15 protein-coding genes and 1 pseudogene are annotated in these 17,924 nt (G+C 70.6%); 9 read left to right on the top strand and 7 right to left on the bottom strand.

What is annotated here, in order from left to right; genetic code table 11:
* Positions 1 to 5 precede the first annotated feature (5 nt).
* Positions 6 to 1,607, bottom strand: coding sequence for an ABC transporter substrate-binding protein (locus AC0IY0_RS00800; protein ID WP_147907316.1), 1,602 nt, complete (start codon positions 1,605 to 1,607; stop codon positions 6 to 8).
* Between the two features lie 207 nt (positions 1,608 to 1,814).
* Here AC0IY0_RS00800 and AC0IY0_RS00795 point away from each other — a divergent pair, with 207 nt between their 5' ends.
* The 5 genes from AC0IY0_RS00795 to AC0IY0_RS00775 are packed head-to-tail and all read left to right on the top strand — an operon-like array spanning position 1,815 to position 9,270.
* Positions 1,815 to 3,359, top strand: coding sequence for an acetolactate synthase large subunit (locus tag AC0IY0_RS00795; RefSeq protein WP_471763016.1), 1,545 nt, complete (start codon positions 1,815 to 1,817; stop codon positions 3,357 to 3,359).
* Positions 3,356 to 5,713, top strand: coding sequence for a penicillin acylase family protein (locus tag AC0IY0_RS00790; protein WP_471762824.1), 2,358 nt, complete (start codon positions 3,356 to 3,358; stop codon positions 5,711 to 5,713). Before AC0IY0_RS00795 ends, AC0IY0_RS00790 begins: the two co-directional genes overlap by 4 nt.
* 34 nt (positions 5,714 to 5,747) lie before the next feature.
* Positions 5,748 to 7,217, top strand: coding sequence for a M81 family metallopeptidase (locus tag AC0IY0_RS00785; protein ID WP_471762823.1), 1,470 nt, complete (start codon positions 5,748 to 5,750; stop codon positions 7,215 to 7,217).
* Positions 7,214 to 8,356 carry a M20/M25/M40 family metallo-hydrolase gene (locus AC0IY0_RS00780; RefSeq protein ID WP_471762822.1) on the top strand — a complete coding sequence of 381 codons (1,143 nt, stop codon included), beginning with the start codon at positions 7,214 to 7,216 and terminating at the stop codon, positions 8,354 to 8,356. The genes AC0IY0_RS00785 and AC0IY0_RS00780 overlap by 4 nt, the downstream gene beginning before the upstream one ends.
* Positions 8,353 to 9,270: an NmrA family NAD(P)-binding protein gene (locus AC0IY0_RS00775; RefSeq protein ID WP_471762821.1), complete on the top strand. Its 918-nt coding sequence runs from the start codon at positions 8,353 to 8,355 to the stop codon at positions 9,268 to 9,270. The genes AC0IY0_RS00780 and AC0IY0_RS00775 overlap by 4 nt, the downstream gene beginning before the upstream one ends.
* Positions 9,271 to 9,287: 17 nt before the next feature.
* Here the strand turns inward: AC0IY0_RS00775 and AC0IY0_RS00770 are convergent, their stop codons facing one another.
* Together AC0IY0_RS00770 and AC0IY0_RS00765 are read right to left on the bottom strand one after the other, a co-directional pair.
* Positions 9,288 to 9,464: a hypothetical protein gene (locus tag AC0IY0_RS00770; RefSeq protein WP_187193755.1), complete on the bottom strand. Its 177-nt coding sequence runs from the start codon at positions 9,462 to 9,464 to the stop codon at positions 9,288 to 9,290.
* A gap of 64 nt (positions 9,465 to 9,528) precedes the next feature.
* Positions 9,529 to 10,923: an amidase family protein gene (locus tag AC0IY0_RS00765; RefSeq protein ID WP_471763015.1), complete on the bottom strand. Its 1,395-nt coding sequence runs from the start codon at positions 10,921 to 10,923 to the stop codon at positions 9,529 to 9,531.
* Between the two features lie 319 nt (positions 10,924 to 11,242).
* On the opposite strand from AC0IY0_RS00765, the gene AC0IY0_RS00760 reads away from it, so the two are divergent.
* Positions 11,243 to 11,404 (top strand): hypothetical protein, encoded by a 162-nt coding sequence (locus AC0IY0_RS00760; protein ID WP_187193651.1) that lies wholly within the window; start codon positions 11,243 to 11,245, stop codon positions 11,402 to 11,404.
* Between the two features lie 66 nt (positions 11,405 to 11,470).
* Here AC0IY0_RS00760 and AC0IY0_RS00755 read toward each other — a convergent pair whose 3' ends face one another.
* Both AC0IY0_RS00755 and AC0IY0_RS00750 read right to left on the bottom strand, forming a co-directional pair.
* Positions 11,471 to 12,376, bottom strand: coding sequence for a metallophosphoesterase family protein (locus tag AC0IY0_RS00755; RefSeq protein ID WP_147907343.1), 906 nt, complete (start codon positions 12,374 to 12,376; stop codon positions 11,471 to 11,473).
* Positions 12,377 to 12,444: 68 nt separating this feature from the next.
* Positions 12,445 to 12,936: pseudogene (locus AC0IY0_RS00750) on the bottom strand (VIT1/CCC1 transporter family protein); the annotation flags it as partial.
* Between the two features lie 287 nt (positions 12,937 to 13,223).
* Between AC0IY0_RS00750 and AC0IY0_RS00745 the strand changes: the two are divergent.
* From AC0IY0_RS00745 to lpxK, 3 genes are read left to right on the top strand one after another with little or no spacing between them, the layout of a single operon-like run.
* Entirely contained in the window at positions 13,224 to 14,009 is a 786-nt protein-coding gene (locus tag AC0IY0_RS00745; RefSeq protein WP_419830270.1) for a lysophospholipid acyltransferase family protein, read from the top strand.
* A complete protein-coding gene (locus AC0IY0_RS00740) occupies positions 14,006 to 15,337 on the top strand; it encodes a 3-deoxy-D-manno-octulosonic acid transferase (RefSeq protein ID WP_147907309.1) in 1,332 nt (443 codons plus the stop codon). Before AC0IY0_RS00745 ends, AC0IY0_RS00740 begins: the two co-directional genes overlap by 4 nt.
* Complete coding sequence (lpxK, locus tag AC0IY0_RS00735) at positions 15,337 to 16,308, top strand: tetraacyldisaccharide 4'-kinase (protein WP_471762820.1); 972 nt, start codon at positions 15,337 to 15,339, stop codon at positions 16,306 to 16,308. The genes AC0IY0_RS00740 and lpxK overlap by 1 nt, the downstream gene beginning before the upstream one ends.
* Before the next feature lie 2 nt (positions 16,309 to 16,310).
* Here lpxK and AC0IY0_RS00730 read toward each other — a convergent pair whose 3' ends face one another.
* Together AC0IY0_RS00730 and AC0IY0_RS00725 are read right to left on the bottom strand one after the other, a co-directional pair.
* Positions 16,311 to 16,529: a DUF2093 domain-containing protein gene (locus AC0IY0_RS00730; RefSeq protein WP_419830272.1), complete on the bottom strand. Its 219-nt coding sequence runs from the start codon at positions 16,527 to 16,529 to the stop codon at positions 16,311 to 16,313.
* A 129-nt stretch (positions 16,530 to 16,658) separates the two neighbouring features.
* Positions 16,659 to 17,645, bottom strand: a complete 987-nt coding sequence (locus AC0IY0_RS00725; RefSeq protein WP_471762819.1) for a bifunctional riboflavin kinase/FAD synthetase — start codon at positions 17,643 to 17,645, stop codon at positions 16,659 to 16,661.
* Positions 17,646 to 17,924 lie beyond the last annotated feature (279 nt).

The raw sequence follows: 17,924 nt of genomic DNA, 5'->3' as shown, positions 1-17,924 counted from the left end.
CGGGATCACTGCACGCTGACGAGGGTGAGGTCGACGAACCAGGATTGCGGGGAGACGAAGCCGTGAATCTTCTTCGACATCCCGCGTGGGTTGAGGTCATGCACGATGAACAGCCAGGGCGGGTTGTCCACCAGCCGTTCGTGGGCGAGCGCCGTCTGCGCATCGATCACCTTCGCGTCGTCGGTCTCGGCGAGCGCCTTCAGGGCGGCGTCGAACGCATCGTCCTTCCAGTTCGGGAAGTTGAAGCCGCCGGGCGGGAACCGGTCGCCCGCGAAGTAGCGCGCCATCACGCTGGGGTCGGACGAGGGAGAGGAGACGTTGAGGGCCATCGAGCCCTGCAGGCTCGGGGCGTCCGGCAGCGCCCGGCTCGAATTCAGCAGCACCTGCCACTCGACCACGTTGAAGCTCAGCTCGACGTTGCAGGCCTGCTTCAGGTTCTCCTGAAGGTACTCGTTCATCGGCATCGGCAGCATCTGGCCGGAGCCCGAGGACGAGATCATCACCTTGAGGCTGAGCGGCTTCTTCTCCGAGTACCCCGCCTCGGCCAGCAGCGCCTTGCCCTTGGCGGCGTCGAACCCGTAGCGGTTCTTCGGCGCGCCGAAATTCGGGTCCTTGTCGTTGAGCCAGCCCGAGGCCGGCTCGGCCGTGCCGTTGAGCAGCTCGACGATGGCGGCCCGGTCGACGCAGTAGTTCAGCGCCTGGCGGACGCGCACGTCCTTCAGCGGGCTGTCTTTGGCGCCGATGTTGAAGATGTACGGCCAGACATGCGGGTAGGAGCCCGTAGTGATGGCGAAGCCCGCCTGCTTCAGGGACGGGATCGCATCGGGCGCCGGCACCTCGATCCAGTCGACCTGCCCCGACCGCAGGGCGGCGACCCGGGCATTCGCCTCGGGGATGGGCATCAGCCGGACCTTGTCGACCTTGGCCATCCGGTTCTGATCCCAGTAACCGTCGAACTTGGCCAGATCGACCGATTCCCGCGGGGCTACGCGGGTGATCTTGAACGGGCCGGTGCCGGCCGCCGGCAGCGCCGCGACCTTGGCCCAGTCGCGGCCCGCCTTCTCGAACGATTGGGGCGAGGTGAACAGCAGGTAGACGACCATGTCGGGGAAGTACGACGCGACCTGCGTGGTCGTGATCTGCACGGTGGACTCGTCGATCTTCTTGTAGGTCCCGACCAGGGGCGCCCGGGCCCGGGAGATGCCGGCCCCCTGCGGCTCGAATTGCGGACTGTCGTTCTTGAAGTAGCGGTCGAGGTTCCAGACCACCGCGTCGGCATTGAACGGGGTGCCGTCATGGAAGCTGACGCCCTGTCGCAGGTGGAAGGTCCAGATCGTCTTGTCGTTGGGATCCTGCTCCCAGCGCTCGGCCAGAGCCGGGATGATGCCGGCGAGTTTGTCGGTGCTCTTCAGGTCCCATTGCACCAAACCCTCGAAGATCGGGTAGCCGAGGAAGCGCATGCCCTCGAAGCCGTTGTTGGGCATCCCGGTGGCCGTGGGGATGTCGGAGGCCGTCATGGCGATGCGCAGCACGCTCTCGGCCCGGGCCGCAGGGACCAGGGCGAAGGAACCAGCCAGGGAGGCGGCAATCAGGCGGCGAAGTTTCATCGGATCCCGTTCGTCGAAGTTGCGGGACGCCAGCGGCAAATCTTGCGCCAGATCGTGCGATAGTCCAGGCGCCCGATGACCGGGCAACGCGCGTTTCGGCCCTTGCGCTCGGCACGGGCTGCGCCACGATAATAAAGAATGCGATTCGCCGGACGCTCGAGCCGGACCGGAAGGGAGCTGCCCGTGAGTGATGGGACGCCAACCACGATGAACGGGGCCGAGAGCCTGGTTCGGACCCTCGTCGCCGGCGGGGTCGAGGTCTGCTTCACCAATCCCGGCACGTCCGAGATGCATTTTGTGGCGGCGCTCGACCGGGTCGAGGGCATGCGCTGCGTGCTGTTCCTGTTCGAGGGCGGGGCCACCGGCGCCGCGGACGGCTATGCCCGCATGACCGACAAGCCGGCGTCGACCCTGCTGCATCTCGGGCCGGGTCTCGCCAACGGGCTGGCCAACCTGCACAACGCCAAGAAGGCGCGCACCCCCGTCGTCAACATCGTCGGCGAGCACGCCACCTACCACCGCGAGTACAACGCGCCGCTGACCTCGGACATCGAGGGGCTGGCCCGGCCGATGTCGTCCTGGGTTCACACCGGCATGAGCGCGGCCGAGATCGGCGCGGACGGCGCCGCCGCCATCGCTGCCGCCCGCACCGCGCCGGGGCAGGTCGCGACCCTGGTCCTGCCGGCCAACACCGCGTGGGACCCCGGGACCGGTATCGCGCCTGTGCCGGCGATCCCCGAGCCGGCCAAGGCCGAGGAGGCCGCGATCGCGGCCGCCGTCGCCGTGCTCTCCAGCGGCGAACCGGTGCTCCTGCATCTCGGCGACCGGGCGGTGCGAGGCGAGGGCCGGGTCATCGCCGACCGGATCGCCCGCAAGACCGGCGCGACGCTGATGGCGATGACCTCGAACGCCCGGATCGACCGGGGCGCCGGCACCGTACCGATCGAGCGCCTGCCCTACCCGATCGATCAGGCGATCGAGGCCCTCAAGGGCTTCCGCCACATCATCCTGATCGGCGCTACCCAGCCGGTCGGCTTCTTCGCCTATCCGGGCAAGCCGAGCCTTCTCGCGCCGGAGGGAGCCTCGACCATCACCCTCGCCGCCCCCGAGGAGGACCAGATCGACGCACTGGAGCGGCTGGCCGAGGCGGTGGAAGCCCCGCCGGCCGCGCCTGTCGCCGTGAACTCGCGTCCGAAGCTTCCCACCTCCGGGCCCCTCGACCAGGACACGATCGGCCAGGTCCTGGGCGCGCTGATCCCGGAGGGCGCGGTGATCTGCGACGAGTCGATCACCACGGGCCGCAACTTCTTCGCCCTGACCCGGGATGCGGTGCCGCATTCCTGGCTGCAGCTCAGCGGCGGGTCGATCGGGCTGGGCATCCCGATGGCCACCGGGGCGGCGATCGCCTGCCCGGGCCGCAAGGTGATCAACCTCCAGGCCGACGGCAGCGGGCTCTACACCGTGCAGGCGCTCTGGACCCAGGCCCGCGAGCGGCTCGATGTCGTGACTCTGGTCTGGTCGAACCGCTCATACGCGATCCTGCGGGCGGAACTCACCAATGTCGGCGCGCTCAATCCCGGCCCCAAGGCGATCGGCATGCTGAGCCTGGACGATCCCGCCCTGGATTGGGTCAGTCTCGCCAAGGGCTTCGGGGTGGAGGGCCGGCGGGTGGAAACGCTGGAGGACTTCATCGCGGCGTTCCAGCACGCCCTGTCAAATCCCGGCCCGCACCTGATCGAAGTGGCTCTGTGAGCCGCACCACCTACCCGCTCACCGGGCTGGAAGGCCCGGTGGAAATCCGGGTCGACCGCTGGGGATTGGCACATATCCGGGCCGGAACGACGCTCGACGCGTTCCGGGCCCAGGGCTTCAACGCCGCCCGGGACCGGCTGTGGCAGCTCGACCTCTGGCGCAAGCGCGGCCTCGGCTTGCTGGCGGCGGATTTTGGGCCGGGCTACCTCGCCCAGGACCGCGCCGCCCGGCTGTTCCTGTATCGCGGCGACATGGCGGACGAGTGGGCCGCCTACGGGCCGCAGGACACGCAAGCGATCGTCACGGCCTTCGCGGACGGGATCAACGCCTTCGTGGCGCTGGCCGAGGCGCGGCCGGCGCTGCTGCCGCCGGAATTCGCCCTGACGGACACGCGCCCGGCGCGATGGCTTCCGGAAGACGTGGTCCGAATCCGCAGCCATGGGCTGGTGCGTAACGTCCTGTCCGAAGTCGCCCGCGCGCGTGTGCTGGCCAGGGCCGAGACCCGCGAGGCCGGCTTGGCCGCCGACGACCTGCGCAAGCGGATGAGCCCGCCGCACGATCCGGTCATCCCGGACGGGATCGACGCCGCCGGCTGGCCTGACGATCTCCTCGACGCTTTCCGGTTGGCCACCGCCCCGGTCGGGTTCACGCCCGAGCGGATGGCGGCGACGCGCGAAGAAGCCTGGGACTGGACCAGGGTCGATGCGCACGGCGCCGTCACGCGAGGGCCGCGCGCCGCCCCGAGGGAGCCGGCCGAAGGCTCGAACAACTGGGTGGTGGCGCCCTCCCGCACCGAGACCGGCCGCCCGATCCTGGCGAGCGACCCGCACAGGATCTATCTGCAGCCCTCGCTGCGCTACGCGGTCCACCTCACCGCGCCGGGGCTCGACGTGATCGGGGCCGGCGAGCCGGCGCTGCCGGGTATCTCGATCGGCCATAACGGCCATGCGGCCTTCAGCCTGACCATCGCGCCGATGGACCAGGAGGATCTCTTCGTCTGCGAGACCGATCCCGATGACGCCGACCGCTACAAGTACGAGGGTGGCTGGGAGCGGATCGAGCGGGTCATCGAGACGATCCCGGTGCGTGGCGGCCCGGACGAGACCTCGGTGCTCGGCTTCACCCGGCATGGTCCGGTGCTCCGCGAGGCGGGCGGACGCGCCTTTGCGCTGCGCACGGTCTGGTCCGATCCGGGCGCTGCCGCCTATCTCGGCAGTCTCGCCTATCTCGGCGCCACGACCCCGGAGGCGTTCGGGCAGGCCCTGCGCCACTGGTCGGCCCCCTCCGTCAACCAGCTCTACGCCGACGCGACCGGGCGGATCGCCTGGTTCATGGCCGGCAAGGCACCGGTTCGGCCGTCCCATGACGGGCTGCTGCCGGTGCCGGGCGACGGCCGCTACGACTGGGCCGGATTCCACGATCCGGCCACCCTGCCCTCTCGCATCGACCCGCCGGAGGGCTACCTTGCCACCGCCAACGAGATGAACCTGCCGCCGGACTTTCCCGCCGAGACCCGCAAGGTCGGTTTCGAGTGGGCCGAGCCCTGGCGCGCCCGCCGCGTCCGGGCGGTGCTCGACGGGCAGACCCGTCACAGCCTGGCGGATTCCCAGGCCCTTCAGGGCGACGCGCTATCCGAGCCGGCCCTACGGCTCGCCGGGCTGGTCCGCGCGCTTCCGGCGGTGTCGGATCCCGACGTCGCCGCGGCCCGGGCCCTGCTGGCCGCGTTCGACGGGACGCTGCACGAGAACTCCGCGGCGGCTGCTCTTATCGAGGTGGTCTGGGCCCGCCACCTGCGCCCGGCGCTGCTGAAGGCACTGGTGCCGGATGCCGAGACGCAGCGCCTGCTGCCGCCCGGCGACACGCAGAGCCTGATCGAGCGGCTGGAGACGGGCCTTGAGCCGGCCACGCGCGACGCTCTCCTCATCAAGACCTTAGGCGCCGCGTTCCGGGATTGCCGTGTTCGCATGGGTCAGGACCCGGAAACCTGGTCCTGGGGCCGCCTGCACCAGGCCCTGTTCGCGCATCCGCTCTCGCCGCTGCGGCCGAATTTGGACTGGGATGTCGGTCCGTTGCCCATCGGCGGCGCCGCGGCATCGGTCATGCACGCGGAGTACCGGACCGACACGTTCCGGCTGACCCACGGTGCCTCGTTCCGCATGGTCGTGGATGTGGGGGACTGGGACCGTTCGGTCTTCATCAACGTGCCCGGACAGTCAGGGGACCCGGGCAGCCCGCATTACGGCGACCTGGCTCCCGTCTGGGGGCGCCAGCACCATGTGCCGATGCTCTACGGACGCGCGTCCGTGGAGGCGGCCACCGAGACGATCATCACGCTGAGCCCGGCCGCCGCCTGACCGGCGGCGGGTCGAAGACGGGGACCGAAAAACCTTGAAGATCTTCATCGCCGGATTGGCCACCGAGACCAACACCTTCGCGCCGCTGCCCACTGGCCGGGCGGCCTTTTTGGCCGATTATGCCCGCCGCGACGGCAGCAAAAACCCGCCCCGCCTCAGCAATATCGGCCTCAAGGCCTGGCGCGAGCTGGCCGAGGCGGACGGGCACGAGGTGGTCGAGAGCGTCTCGACCTTCGCGCAGCCGGGGGGGATCACCCTGCGCGCCGTTTACGAGGAGCTGCGCGACGCGCTGCTGGACGATCTCCGGACCGCGATGCCGGTGGATGCCGTTCTCTTGTTCATGCACGGCGCCATGGTCGCCGAGGGCTATGACGATTGCGAGGGCGACACCCTGGAGCGGGTCCGCGCCATCGTCGGGCCCGACGTCACGATCGGCCTCGAGCTGGACCTGCACTGCCACCTGACCGAGACGATGCGGCGGAGCGCCGACATCATCGTGATCTACAAGGAATACCCCCACACCGACATCGTGGACCGCGCCCGCGACCTCTACCCGCTGGTGATGCGCACGGTGGCGAAGAACATCCGCCCGGTGATGGCGTATGCCGATTGCCGGATGGTCAACATGTGGCGCACCACCCGCGAGCCGGTCGCGGGCTTCGTGCGCCGGATGGAGGCCCTGGAGGGCCGGGACGGCATCCTGTCGGTCTCCTTCGGGCACGGCTTCCCATGGGGCGACGTGCCGGATGTCGGCGCCAAGATGCTGGTCGTCGCCGACGGCGATGCCGCCAAGGCGCAGGCGCTCGCGAACGAACTCGCCGGCGCAGTCTGGGCGATGCGCGAGGCGGCGGCGAGCCGCTGCGATACGATCGATGCCGCCATCGACGCCGCGCTCGCCTCCGGCGATCCGCGCCCGATGGTGCTGGCCGACTTCGCGGATAATGCCGGCGCCGGAGCGCCCTCGGACAACACCGCGATCCTGGCGCGGCTGGCCGAGCGCGGTATCAAAGATGTGGCACTCGGGCTGATCTGGGATCCGGGCGCGGTCGGGATCTGCCACGAGGCCGGGCTCGGCGCGTCCTTCGTGCTGCGCATCGGCGGCAAGTGCGGCGTGACCTCGGGCGATCCCGTGGACCTGCGCATCACCGTGCGCGGCCTCTCCGAGGATCACAGCCAGGGCGGCCTCAGCGGCGGCCGGGCCCACCTCGGCCCCGCCGCCTGGGTCGAGGCCGACGGGATCCACGTGGTCCTGACCCATATCCGCCAGCAGGCCTTCGCGCCCGACGCCTTCACGGGGCTGGGGCTGACCCTCGACGACAAGCGGATCGTGGTGGTGAAATCGATGCAGCATTTCTATGCCGCCTTCGCACCGATCGCGAGCGAGGTCCGCTATGTCGCGGCCCCTGGCGCGGTCCCGCCCGATTACGGTGCGATTCCCTACACGAAGCGCTCGGACCGCTACTGGCCCAAGGTTGCCGATCCCTTCGCCGAGGGCGCCCGATGACCCCGGACCTGTCTTTCGATGCCAACGCGATCCTGGCGACGCTGCGTCCTTGGGTGGAATGCGAGAGCCCGACCCACGACGCGGCCGCGGTCAACCGCATGATGGGCCTGGCCGCGCGCGACCTCGCGGTCGCCGGGGCCGCGGTCGAGACCATTCCTGGATCGATGGGCTTGAGCGATTGCGTCCGCGCCCGGTTCCCGCACAGGCATCCTGACCGGCCCGGCATCCTGGTGCTCGGGCATCTCGACACCGTGCATCCCGTCGGCACCCTCGGGAGCCTGCCCTGGCGGATCGAGGGCAACCGTGCCTATGGGCCGGGCATCCTCGACATGAAGGGCGGCAACGTGATCGCGCTCGCGGCGATCCGGGCCCTGGCGGCGTCCCGGATCGAGACGCCGTTGCCGGTGACGTTCCTGTTCACCGGCGACGAGGAGGTCGGCAGCCCCTCGACCCGGGACCTGATCGAGGCCGAGGCTGCCCGCCACGCAATCGTGCTGGTGCCCGAGCCCGGCCAAGCCGACAACGGCGTCGTCACCGGGCGCTACGCCATCGCGCGCTTCGACCTCGAAGCGTTCGGCCGCCCGAGCCATGCTGGCGCGTCCCCGCTTGAGGGCCGCTCGGCGATCCGCGCCATGGCGCGGATGATCCTGGCGATCGACGCCATGTCGGACGCCGACTGTACCTTCTCCACCGGGATCGTCTCGGGCGGGCAATGGGTCAACTGCGTCCCGACCCTGTGCCGCGGCCAAGCGCTGAGCATGGCCAAGCGCCAGGTGGACCTCGACCGGGGGGTCGAGCGGATGCTGGCGCTGACGGGCGAGCAGGACGGCGTCCACTTCTCGGTCACCCGGGGCGTCACCCGGCCGGTCTGGGAGCCGGATGCCGGCTGCATGGCCCTCTACGAGCAGGCGCTTACCTTGAGCGAATCTCTCGGCCAGGCCCTGCCCCACCGCAGCGCCGGAGGCGGCTCCGACGGCAACTTCACGGGCGCCAACGGCATCCCGACTCTCGACGGTCTCGGGCCGCTCGGCCAGGGCTACCACACCTTCGACGAGCATGTGCTGATCGAGACGCTGCCCCGGCGGGCGCGCCTGTTCGCGGCTCTGCTGGCCAATCTCGGCGCCGTGGGACAGCCGTGAGCGCGGACCCCGTGACGGTCGTCGTCGCCGGCGCGACCGGCGACCTCGGACTGCGGATCGTGCGGGCCCTTCGGCGCGAGGGTGCGCCTGTGACCGCCATCGTCCGGCCCGGGACCGATCTCGCCCGGACGGCACCGCTCACGGCCCTCGGCGCGCGCATCGTGGAGGCCGGCCCCGGACGCCCGGGCAGCTGGCAGGCAGCCTGCGTTGGCGCCGGCTGCGTGGTTTCGGCGCTCAACGGTCTGAGCGGCACGGTGATCGACGCGCAGACCGCCCTGCTCGAGGGCGCGGTCCGGGCCGGCGTCCCGCGCTTCATCCCGTCCGACTTCGCGATCGATTATGCGAAAACCGCGCCCGGCGGAAACCGCAACCTCGACCTCCGCCGAGCCTTTCAGGCCCGGCTCGACGCCGCGCCGATCCAGGCCACCTCGGTGCTCAGCGGCGCATTCATGGAACTGCTCGACGGGCAGGCCCCGCTGATCCTCCATCGTCCGCACCGGGTGCTCTGCTGGGGCAGCGCCGACCAGATCCTCGATTTCACCACGAAGGACGACACCGCCGGCTTCACGGCCCGGGCAGCCCTGGACCCCGAGGCGCCGCGCTGGCTGCGCGTCGCCGGCGACAGCCTCAGCGCCCGCACGTTGGCCGAGACGGCGGGCGATGTTTTCGGCACCCGCTTCCGGCCCCTGCGCGCCGGTGGGCTCGGGACCTTGAGCTTGATGATCCGGGTCGCCCGCACCCTGGCGCCGGGGCGGGGCGCGGTGTTCCCGCCCTGGCAGGGCATGCAGTACCTGCGCGACATGTTCGAGGGGCGGGCGCGGCTCACGCCGCTCGACAACGCCCGCTACCCGGACCTGCGCTGGACCACGGTCCAGGCCTTTCTGACGGAGGCCGCGCGGCGACGGGGCCGGTAGCCGACGCCGCGTCGCGGTCAGGCGCGGCCCCAGCCCAGGGTGGCCACCGCCACGGCGCCGATCATCCCCCCGATCGTGCCGCCCCCGAAGAAGCCCGCCATGGCCAGCAGCGGACCCGAGGGCGCCGCCAGCGCGAAGACCAGGGAGCTTCCGACGCAGCCTGCGGTGGCGATCACGGACATCGGGAACCTCATGCAACTATCGGTTGTATAACCGGGGCTGTTTCCATCAGGTTCCCGCCTGCGGGGAGGCGCTGGGTCAGACTGGGTCGACGGGCATCTCCGGAACGCCGGCAGCCTCGATGGCCGCACCTGCCGCGAGGCAGAGATCCTCCCGGTAGCGCGCGGCGACGAGCTGGACGCCGACGGGCGTGCGCCCGACCAGCCCGGTTGTGACGGTGAGCGCCGGAACTCCAATCGGCGCCAGGCCGACCTGCAGGAGGTTCGCCTCGAAGGCGCGTGCGATCCCGACCTCGCCGGTCCGGTCGAGCCCGTCCGGGAACGGCAGCTCGGCGGAGACCGGCACCAGCAACACGGAATGCTCGGTGAGGAACAACGACCAGTCGCGCACGAGCGTCGCGCGACGCGTCAGTGCCTTGGCGATGGCGTCGGGGGCCATCGCTTCCGCGCGCGTACGGAAGTGTTCCAGCAGGTCGATGGCTGCCGGGTCGCCTTCGCGCTCGGCCGCCGCCCGGGCCGCCTCGTAGCCGTCGCCGAGCCAGAGCTGAAGCTGCAAGGCGCTCGCCTCACGGATCGGCGGCGTGTCGGCGATCTCGGTCACCGCCCACCCGGCCTCGGCCAGGCGCCGGGCGGCCTCGCGCAGCGCGGCCTCGACCTCGGGCACCACCGCGAGGCCGCCGGGCCGCACGCAGAGCGCAGCCCGGCGCGGCACCGCGGGACCCTCCAGCGGCGCCGGCACCCACCAAGGATCGCGCGGGTCCGGGGCCGCCATCGCGTGGAAAGCGAGGCGCACATCCGCGATGCTGCGGGCCAGCGGACCCGATACCGCCATCAATTGCGGCCCGATCCCGCGCTCCGGCGACGAGGCGTTCCAGGCTGGGATCCGCCCCAGGCTCGGACGGAGCCCGTGAACGCCGCAGGCATAGGCTGGGTAGCGAACGGAGCCGGCGATGTCGGTCCCGTGGGCGACGGCCCCGATCCCGGCCGCCACGGCTGCGCCTGCGCCGCCGGACGAGCCCCCTGGCGTCAAGCCGGGATCGCGGGGATTCCTGGTCTCGCCGTGCAACTGATTGGTGGTGAACCAGCGCAGCGAGAAGGCGGGCGTGTTGGTGCGTCCGAGCAGCATCGCTCCGGCACGCCGGAAATTCGCCACGACGGGGTTGTCGTCGGTAGCCATGAGATCGCGCTGGAGGCGCAGGCCGTTCGTGGTCGCGAAGCCCCGCTGGTCGACATTGACCTTGATCGTCACCGGCACGCCCGCGAGCGGCCCGAGCGTATCGCCTCGAGCGCGGGCGGCGTCGACCGCATCGGCCTGCGACAGCACCTCGTCGGGGCGATGCTCGACCACGGCGTTGATCCGCCCATTGACCGCGTCGAGGCGATCGAGGGCGGCCTGTGCGACCTCCCGGGCCGAGACCTGGCCGCTGCGAATCAGAGCCGACAGGTCGGTCGCGGTCAGACGCCAGAGCTGCATGTGATGTCCCTTTGCCGAGCCCCGCAGGGCGAGATTCGCTTCGGACACGCGCCGGGTCGAGGCGCGACACCGTCCGTCACGGCCTTATTCATTATGCAAGCGCGCGGCCGTTTTTTTAAGCATTGGCCGATCGCGAGTATCGGCAACGGCTTGCCGCATCGCAGCAGAGGAACCTAAGCATTTTGCGGTAGCCGACCCTTGCCAAGCATGGACTGATTGATAACCTCGCCAGAGTTCGCCCGTTCAACCGGCCAAATCTGCGGGAAGGATCAATCTCCTCCGACGAAGACGGACAACCTCCAGAGCAAGGCAGGCTTCCATGGCAGAGATGATTCGCGTCAAGCCGACTCACGACGGCACCTATACGGTCTATCGCGGGACTCTCGCGTTGATCAGCGGGCTGACCCGCCTGCAGGCGGAGCGCTATGAGGCCAGTATCAGCCAACAGCGACGGTCCGAGCTCGCCGCTGCGAGCCATTGATGACCTGGGCCGAGGCCGGCCGCCAGACGGGCAGGCCGGTCTCGGTTTCGACGACGCCCCGGGCGTTCAGGTCAAGCTGATCGGTCCGAGGTCGCAGACAACACCAGCTGCGTCCAGGCCGCGCCGCCGCGCGCTGACCGCGAAACCTTCGCCCGAGCGTGCGATCTCGTACATCAGATAGGACGCCCGCCGCGCCGCGAGCCCGCCATGCCCATCCGGGCGCGCGGACGCCGATGGCGCGCCGATTACCGGTACGGAACGGCCGTCCGGCCCCGGTACAAGGGCGCAGGTGGTGGTGTGGTTGTGGCCGTGGAGGATCAGGTCGGCGCCCGCCCGCGCGATCATCGCCGTGAAGGCGGCGGCGTCCTTCAACTCCCGCCCCGACGACGCGCCCCCCGGTTGGGGCGGGTGGTGAATCATCACCACTCGGAACGGTTTGCCCGGTTCGGTCGCCAGCGCGCGCAATAAAGCTTCGGCCGCGGCGAGTTGCGGCGGTCCGAGGCGGCCGGTGGCCACGAACGGCTTCGTGGGGATCGCGCTCGAGAGGCCGATCAGGGCCACGGGGCCGCGCCGCCTCAGGTAGGGAAAGCGTCCCGACGAGCCCGAATCGTCCCCGGTGTAGCCATGGCAGGCCGCCAGCAACCCCTCCAGGGAGCCACGCACGTAGGCGTCGTGATTCCCCGGCACGAAGCTCACGGTCTCGGGGGGCCCCAGGGCCTCCAGGAAGGTGCGCGCCGTCTCCCACTCGCTCGGCAGGCCGATGTTGCACAGGTCGCCGGTGCAGGCGACATGCGCGGCACCCTGCTGCTTCAGGTCGGCCACCAGGGTTTCGAGCACGGTCATGTCGTGGCTGCGCGAGCGACCACGCCGCCAGTTGGCGTAGCCGGTAGCGCGCTTGCCGATGAGCTGGTGCAGGCGCACGCGGCCCAGTGGGCCGACATGGGGGTCACTGAGATGGGCCAGGCGGAAGATCAAGGCCGACGATCAACGCTGAAGGAGGGCACGGAACGCGCCCGGCATCGCGGTCGCGGGCTCCCGCGTCAAGCGCTGCCGATCAGCATCCCGGCGGCCAGCACCAGCGCGCCGCCCAGCATCACCTGGAGTGCCGCGCGCCAGAACGGCGTCGCCATGAAGCGCGTCCGGATCGCCGCGATGGCGACCAGCTCGACGATCACGACCACGACGGCGAGGCTCGTGGCGAGCAGGAACGGGTTCGGCCAGCCGGGCGGCAGCCGGTCCGGGATCGCGTAGGGCAGCGTATGGCCGAGGCCCCCCAGCGTCGTCATGACCCCGCAGACCAGGCCGCGCATCCACGGATCGCCCCGTCCGGTGACGCTGCCGTCGTCCGACAGCGCCTCCGTGAAGCCCATGCTGATGCCCGCCCCCACGGAGGCCGCCAGCCCGACCAGGAAGGTCGCGCCGTTATGGCCGGTGGCGAAGGCGGCGGCGAAGATCGGCGCGAGGGTCGAGACCGAACCGTCGATCAGGCCGGCGAGCCCAGGCTGGACGTAGCGCAGCGCGAAATTCCGCCGCGCTTCGGCGGCGTCGATCACGGATTCGAAGGCGGCAGCCATGCTCGGCACTCCTGTTTGGATTTGTTCTAATCTACTGTTTAGAATTGATATAAACAAGCGCGCGGACGGATTTTCGCTGCGATGGCCGCGCTTTCGCCTGGGCCGCTCCGGTGCCGGGCGTGCGATCGCGTCTGTCCGATGGCCGATCGAGTTGCGTTGGCCGAGGCGCGGGGACTAGACCATGGCCGGACTAATCCGCGCTCGCCCCAATCGGGCTGCGCCGCTCCGGTCGCCAAAAGCGTTTCATGAGTCTCGGCAAGCGCATCCTACGCCATCCCGTCGTTCAGCGCGCCCTCGGGCGCCTCGCGGCCGGCTATCTGCGGCTCGTGCAGGCGACGAATCGCTTCGAGGTGCAGGCCGGCGCGGCGGCAAACGGGAGCTCCGACGAATGGATCGGCGCACATGTGCCGCTCATCGCCGGCATGTGGCACGGGCAGCATATCATGATGCCGTTCATGCGACGGCCGAGCGATCGGGTCGCGACGATCATCTCTAAGAATCCGGACGGCAACATCAACACCATCGCGCTGGAGCATCTCGGCGTGCGCGTGATCCGGGCGTCCGGCGCTCGCGGCCGGGACCGGGCGACCGACCTGCGCGCCAAGGGCGGTGCGGAAGGGTTGCGGGCGATGCTGCGGGCCCTGAAGGCCGGCGAGTCGGTGGCGTTCAGCGCCGACGTACCGAAAGTGTCCAGGCGTTGCGATGCCGGGATCCTGACCCTCGCGCGGTTCTCCGGACGCCCGATCGTCCCGGCTGCCGTGGTCACGAGCCGGCACCTGCGCTTCGGATCCTGGGACAGGGCCTGTCTCGGTCTGCCCTTCGGCCGGGGCGCGGTGGTGCTCGGCGAGCCGATCTACGTCGCCCGCGACTGCGCCGGCGAGGAGTTCGAATCGCTCCGGCGCCACCTCGAAGCCGAAATGGACCGCGTGCACGCCCGGGCCTACGCGCTGGTCGGGCGTGCCGACCGGGCGGCGCTCTATCGCAACGGGTCTCCGGCCGCGGCGGCCGCCCCGGTGGGAGACCCCGCGTGAAGCTGCCGTCCGTGACCCTGCCGCTGCTGGCCTACCGGGCCGGCCTGCGCGTCGGTGAGCCGGCGCTGGCCGGGCTCCTCGCGTGGCGCGCGCATCACGGCAAGGAGGATCCGCTGCGGCTGCCCGAGCGGCGCGGGCTGCCCGGCCGGGCTCGCCCAGTCGGACCGCTCGCCTGGATGCACGGCGCCAGCGTCGGCGAAGTCCTGTCGCTGATCGGGCTTGTCGAGGGCATGATCGCCCGCGGCTTCTCGGTGCTGGTGACCACGGGGACGCGTTCGGCCGCCGAATTGATCGGTGCCCGCCTGCCTCCGGGTGCCGTGCACCAATACGTGCCGCTCGATGCGCCGCGCTGGGTCGCGCGGTTCCTGGACCATTGGCAGCCCGATCTCGCCATCGTGGCCGAATCAGAGATCTGGCCGAACACGATCTTGGAATTGGACGCCCGCGAGATCCCGCTCATCCTGGTCAACGGCCGGATGTCGGAGCGCTCGTTCAAGGGTTGGGAGCGGTGCCCGCGCACCGCCAAGGCGCTGCTCTCCCGGATCGCAATCTGCCTGACGCAGACCCAGGAGGACGGCACGCGCTACGCCAAGCTCGGCGCACCCCGGGTCAGCGTCGCCGGCAACCTGAAATTCGACTCCCAGGTGCCGCCGGTCGATCGCCAGCAACTGGCTTATCTCGACGGCATGGTCGCCGACCGACCGGTCTGGGTCGCTGCGAGCACCCATGAGGGCGAGGACAGCATCGTCGCCTACGCCCATGCCGTGCTGAAGTCGCAATTTCCGAGACTCCTGACGATCCTCGCGCCCCGGCATCCGAGCCGCGGTACGGATGCGGCCGAAGCCGCGGCCACCTACGGCCTGCGTAGCGCCCGGCGCTCCAGCGGCGGACGTCCGCATCCGTCCGTCGAAGTGTACGTCGCCGACACGATCGGTGAGATGGGCTTGTTCTACCGCCTTGCCCCGCTGGCGTTCCTCGGCGGCTCCCTGGTTCCACATGGCGGCCAGAACCCCATCGAGCCGGTTCGCCTCGATACGGCGATCCTGCACGGCGCACACACCGCCAATTTCGATGTGGTCTATCGCGCGCTCGACCGTGCCGGCGCCGCCCTGCCGGTGCGAGACGGGGTCGAGTTGGCCGTCCTAGTCGGCGAACTCTTGGGGGATCCGGCGCGTCTGGCCGGCATGGTGCAGGCCGGCCCCCGGGCGTTGGAGCCGTTCGAGGGTGCGGTCGGCCGAACGCTGGCGGTGCTGGAGCCGTTCGTGGCGCAGATGAAGCTTCAGCGGCTCGACCGCGGCGACCTCGCGCGCCCGCTCATGCGGGCCTGATGCGGCCACCGCGTTTCTGGACGGCGGGGGCCGACCATCCAGCCGCGCGCGCCCTCGCGCCGTTCGGCGCGGCCTATGGAGCGCTGAGCGCCCGGCGCATGAACCGCCCTGGCATCCAGGCGGGCTGCCCGGTCCTGTGCCTCGGGAATTTCACGCTCGGCGGAGCCGGCAAGACGCCTGCCGCGATCACGGTCGCGACCCTGCTCATCGAACTCGGCCGCAGGCCGGCCTTCCTGTCCCGGGGCTATGGCGGGCGCCTGGCTGGGCCCGTCCGGGTCGATCCGACCAGCCACGGGGCCGCGGATGTCGGCGACGAACCGCTGCTCCTCGCCCGTCATGCGCCGACGATCGTGTCCCGGGACCGCCCCGCCGGAGCATCGCTGTGCCTGTCGCTCGGTGCCGATGTGATCGTGATGGATGACGGGTTGCAGAATCCGACGCTCGCCAAGGACCTAGCCTGGGCGGTGATCGATGGGGGTGCCGGCATCGGCAACGGCCGGCCGTTCCCGGCGGGGCCCCTGCGGGCACCGCTCGAAGGACAATGGTCCCATGTCGCCGGTCTGATCCTGGTCGGAGACGGGGCTCCCGGCGTCGCGATGGCGCTGGCCGCGGCGCGGCGGGGGCTGCCCGTCCACCGGGCGCGGCTGGTTCCGGATCCGGTCGGCCTGACCGGCCGGCGTTGTCTCGCCTTCGCGGGAATCGGTCGGCCTGAGAAATTCTTCGCGACGCTGCGCGGGACCGGGGCCGTCATCGCGGCTGCTTGGCCGTTTCCGGATCATCATCCCTACCGCGAGGCGGAACTCGCCGCCCTGGCGGCCGAGGCGGACCGTCTCGGTGCGGAACTCGTGACCACCGAGAAGGACGCGGTCCGCCTGCCCGGCGCGTTCGTGGCGCGGGTCCACGTCCAGCCCGTGCGCCTCGTGCCGGACGATCCCGAGTCCCTGCGCGAGCAAATCCGCCGGGCCCTGTGACGCTACGGGCGCCCGGTTTCCTTGAGCCGCGTCAGGATCGCCTCGGGTGATACGTAGGCCTCTTGCCGGGCGGCGCTCCAGTAGCGCAATTCGTCCAGCGGGATCGGGTCGCCTGTGACCGCGCAGCGCACGAAGCTGCCCGGCTTGACCACCCGCATCGTGCCGTCCCCATACTGGACGACCGCCTCGCCGTTATGTCCGCGCTCGTAGCGACCCAGCACATCCGCCTCCTGATCGATCCTGCCGCCCTAGATATCGGATCCGCGACAGGGGTCTAGCGGTCTGATCCGCATCACATTTTCCCGAACGCCGGCAAGCATCGCCCGGAATGGTGCACGCTGGCCGCGGATTCAGGTCAGCATCGACGGGGCGGTATCGGTGGCCAGCAGGGCCCGCGCCGCGTCGGAATCGACGTGCATGCGCGCGATCAACGCGTCGGCGCTGTCGAAGCGCTCCTCGCCGCGGATGTAGCCGACGCATTCGATGGCGATCTCCCGTCCGTAGAGGTCCCCGGCGAAATCGAACACGTAGACTTCCAGGAGCGGCGCGCCGTCGTCGAAGGTCGGACGGCGCCCGTAGCTCGCCACGCCGTCGCGGATCTCGCCGGGGCCGAGGCGGACGCGCACCGCGTAGATGCCGTGGGCCAGCCCGCAATCGGGAAGCATCACGTTGGCGGTCGGGAAGCCGAGCTGGCGCCCACGTTTGTCGCCGTGACGGACCTGGCCGAGCACGAACCAGCGGTAGCCGAGCAGCGCGTTGGCCCGGGCGACGTCGCCGGCGGCCAGGGCAGCCCGGATCGCGCTGGACGAGACCGGCTCGGTCTCGCCCGCCAGGGCGACGGGCTCGACGATCCGGCAGCACAGGCCGGCCTCGCCACAGAGTTCGGCCAGGATCGCCGGCGTGCCCTCGCGGTTGCGCCCGAAATGGAAATCGTGGCCGACCACCACGCCGGACAGCCCCAGAGACCCTCTCAGGAAGTCGAACACGAAGGCGCGGGCGCCCGTGGCGGCAAGCGCCCCGTCGAAGCGGCGCACCACCAGCCCGTCGAGACCGAGATGCGCGAACACGATCTCCTTGGCCGCCAGCGCGGTGAGGCGGAACATCGGCGCATCGGGCGCGAAATAGGCGCGCGGATGCGGCTCGAAGGTCAGCACCGCGGACGGCCGGCCCACCTCGCGCGCCGCCGCCCGGACGTTCTCGACCAGCACGCGGTGGCCACGATGGACGCCGTCGAAATTGCCGATCGCCGCGACCGCTCCGGCGAGGGCCGGTGGGATCGGCGTATCGATGCCGCAAATCGTGAAAGGCCGCATGGCCGGTTTGTCGCCTGAGGCCATCGATTCGGGGTCGGAGACTCGGAAGGGTCGGATGAGAAAGAGGCGCCTGCGCGGTTCGCGTCAGGCCCGACAGCGCCGGACCCTGCCGAAAGCCGTCCGGAGGGTCAAGCGACCTCCCCGCCCTGTGACGACGCAGGGGCGGTCTGCGAAAGACACACCCGCAGATTAACGGCTTCGCAATGCGGCGGGCCTATTTTAAATGCTGTGCAGCGCGGCTATTTTGCGGCGTTAGTGAAGCGTTCATCTTTCCGGGAGCCGCCGCGGCTTCCCGCCGGGCAA

The sequence above is a fragment of the Methylobacterium sp. AC315 genome (assembly GCF_979253755.1).
The sequence above is the reverse complement of the archived record's forward strand: the minus strand, read 5'-3'. Positions and strand labels throughout refer to the sequence as shown.

Bases quoted from the DNA above. Each gene is read 5' to 3' on its own strand.
- AC0IY0_RS00800 (WP_147907316.1), bottom strand. From the start codon at position 1,607: ATGAAACTTCGCCGCCTGATTGCCGCCTCCCTGGCTGGTTCCTTCGCC.
- AC0IY0_RS00795 (WP_471763016.1), top strand. From the start codon at position 1,815: ATGAACGGGGCCGAGAGCCTGGTTCGGACCCTCGTCGCCGGCGGGGTC.
- AC0IY0_RS00780 (WP_471762822.1), top strand. From the start codon at position 7,214: ATGACCCCGGACCTGTCTTTCGATGCCAACGCGATCCTGGCGACGCTG.
- AC0IY0_RS00770 (WP_187193755.1), bottom strand. From the start codon at position 9,464: ATGAGGTTCCCGATGTCCGTGATCGCCACCGCAGGCTGCGTCGGAAGC.
- AC0IY0_RS00765 (WP_471763015.1), bottom strand. From the start codon at position 10,923: ATGCAGCTCTGGCGTCTGACCGCGACCGACCTGTCGGCTCTGATTCGC.
- AC0IY0_RS00760 (WP_187193651.1), top strand. From the start codon at position 11,243: ATGGCAGAGATGATTCGCGTCAAGCCGACTCACGACGGCACCTATACG.
- AC0IY0_RS00745 (WP_419830270.1), top strand. From the start codon at position 13,224: ATGAGTCTCGGCAAGCGCATCCTACGCCATCCCGTCGTTCAGCGCGCC.
- lpxK (WP_471762820.1), top strand. From the start codon at position 15,337: ATGCGGCCACCGCGTTTCTGGACGGCGGGGGCCGACCATCCAGCCGCG.
- AC0IY0_RS00725 (WP_471762819.1), bottom strand. From the start codon at position 17,645: ATGGCCTCAGGCGACAAACCGGCCATGCGGCCTTTCACGATTTGCGGC.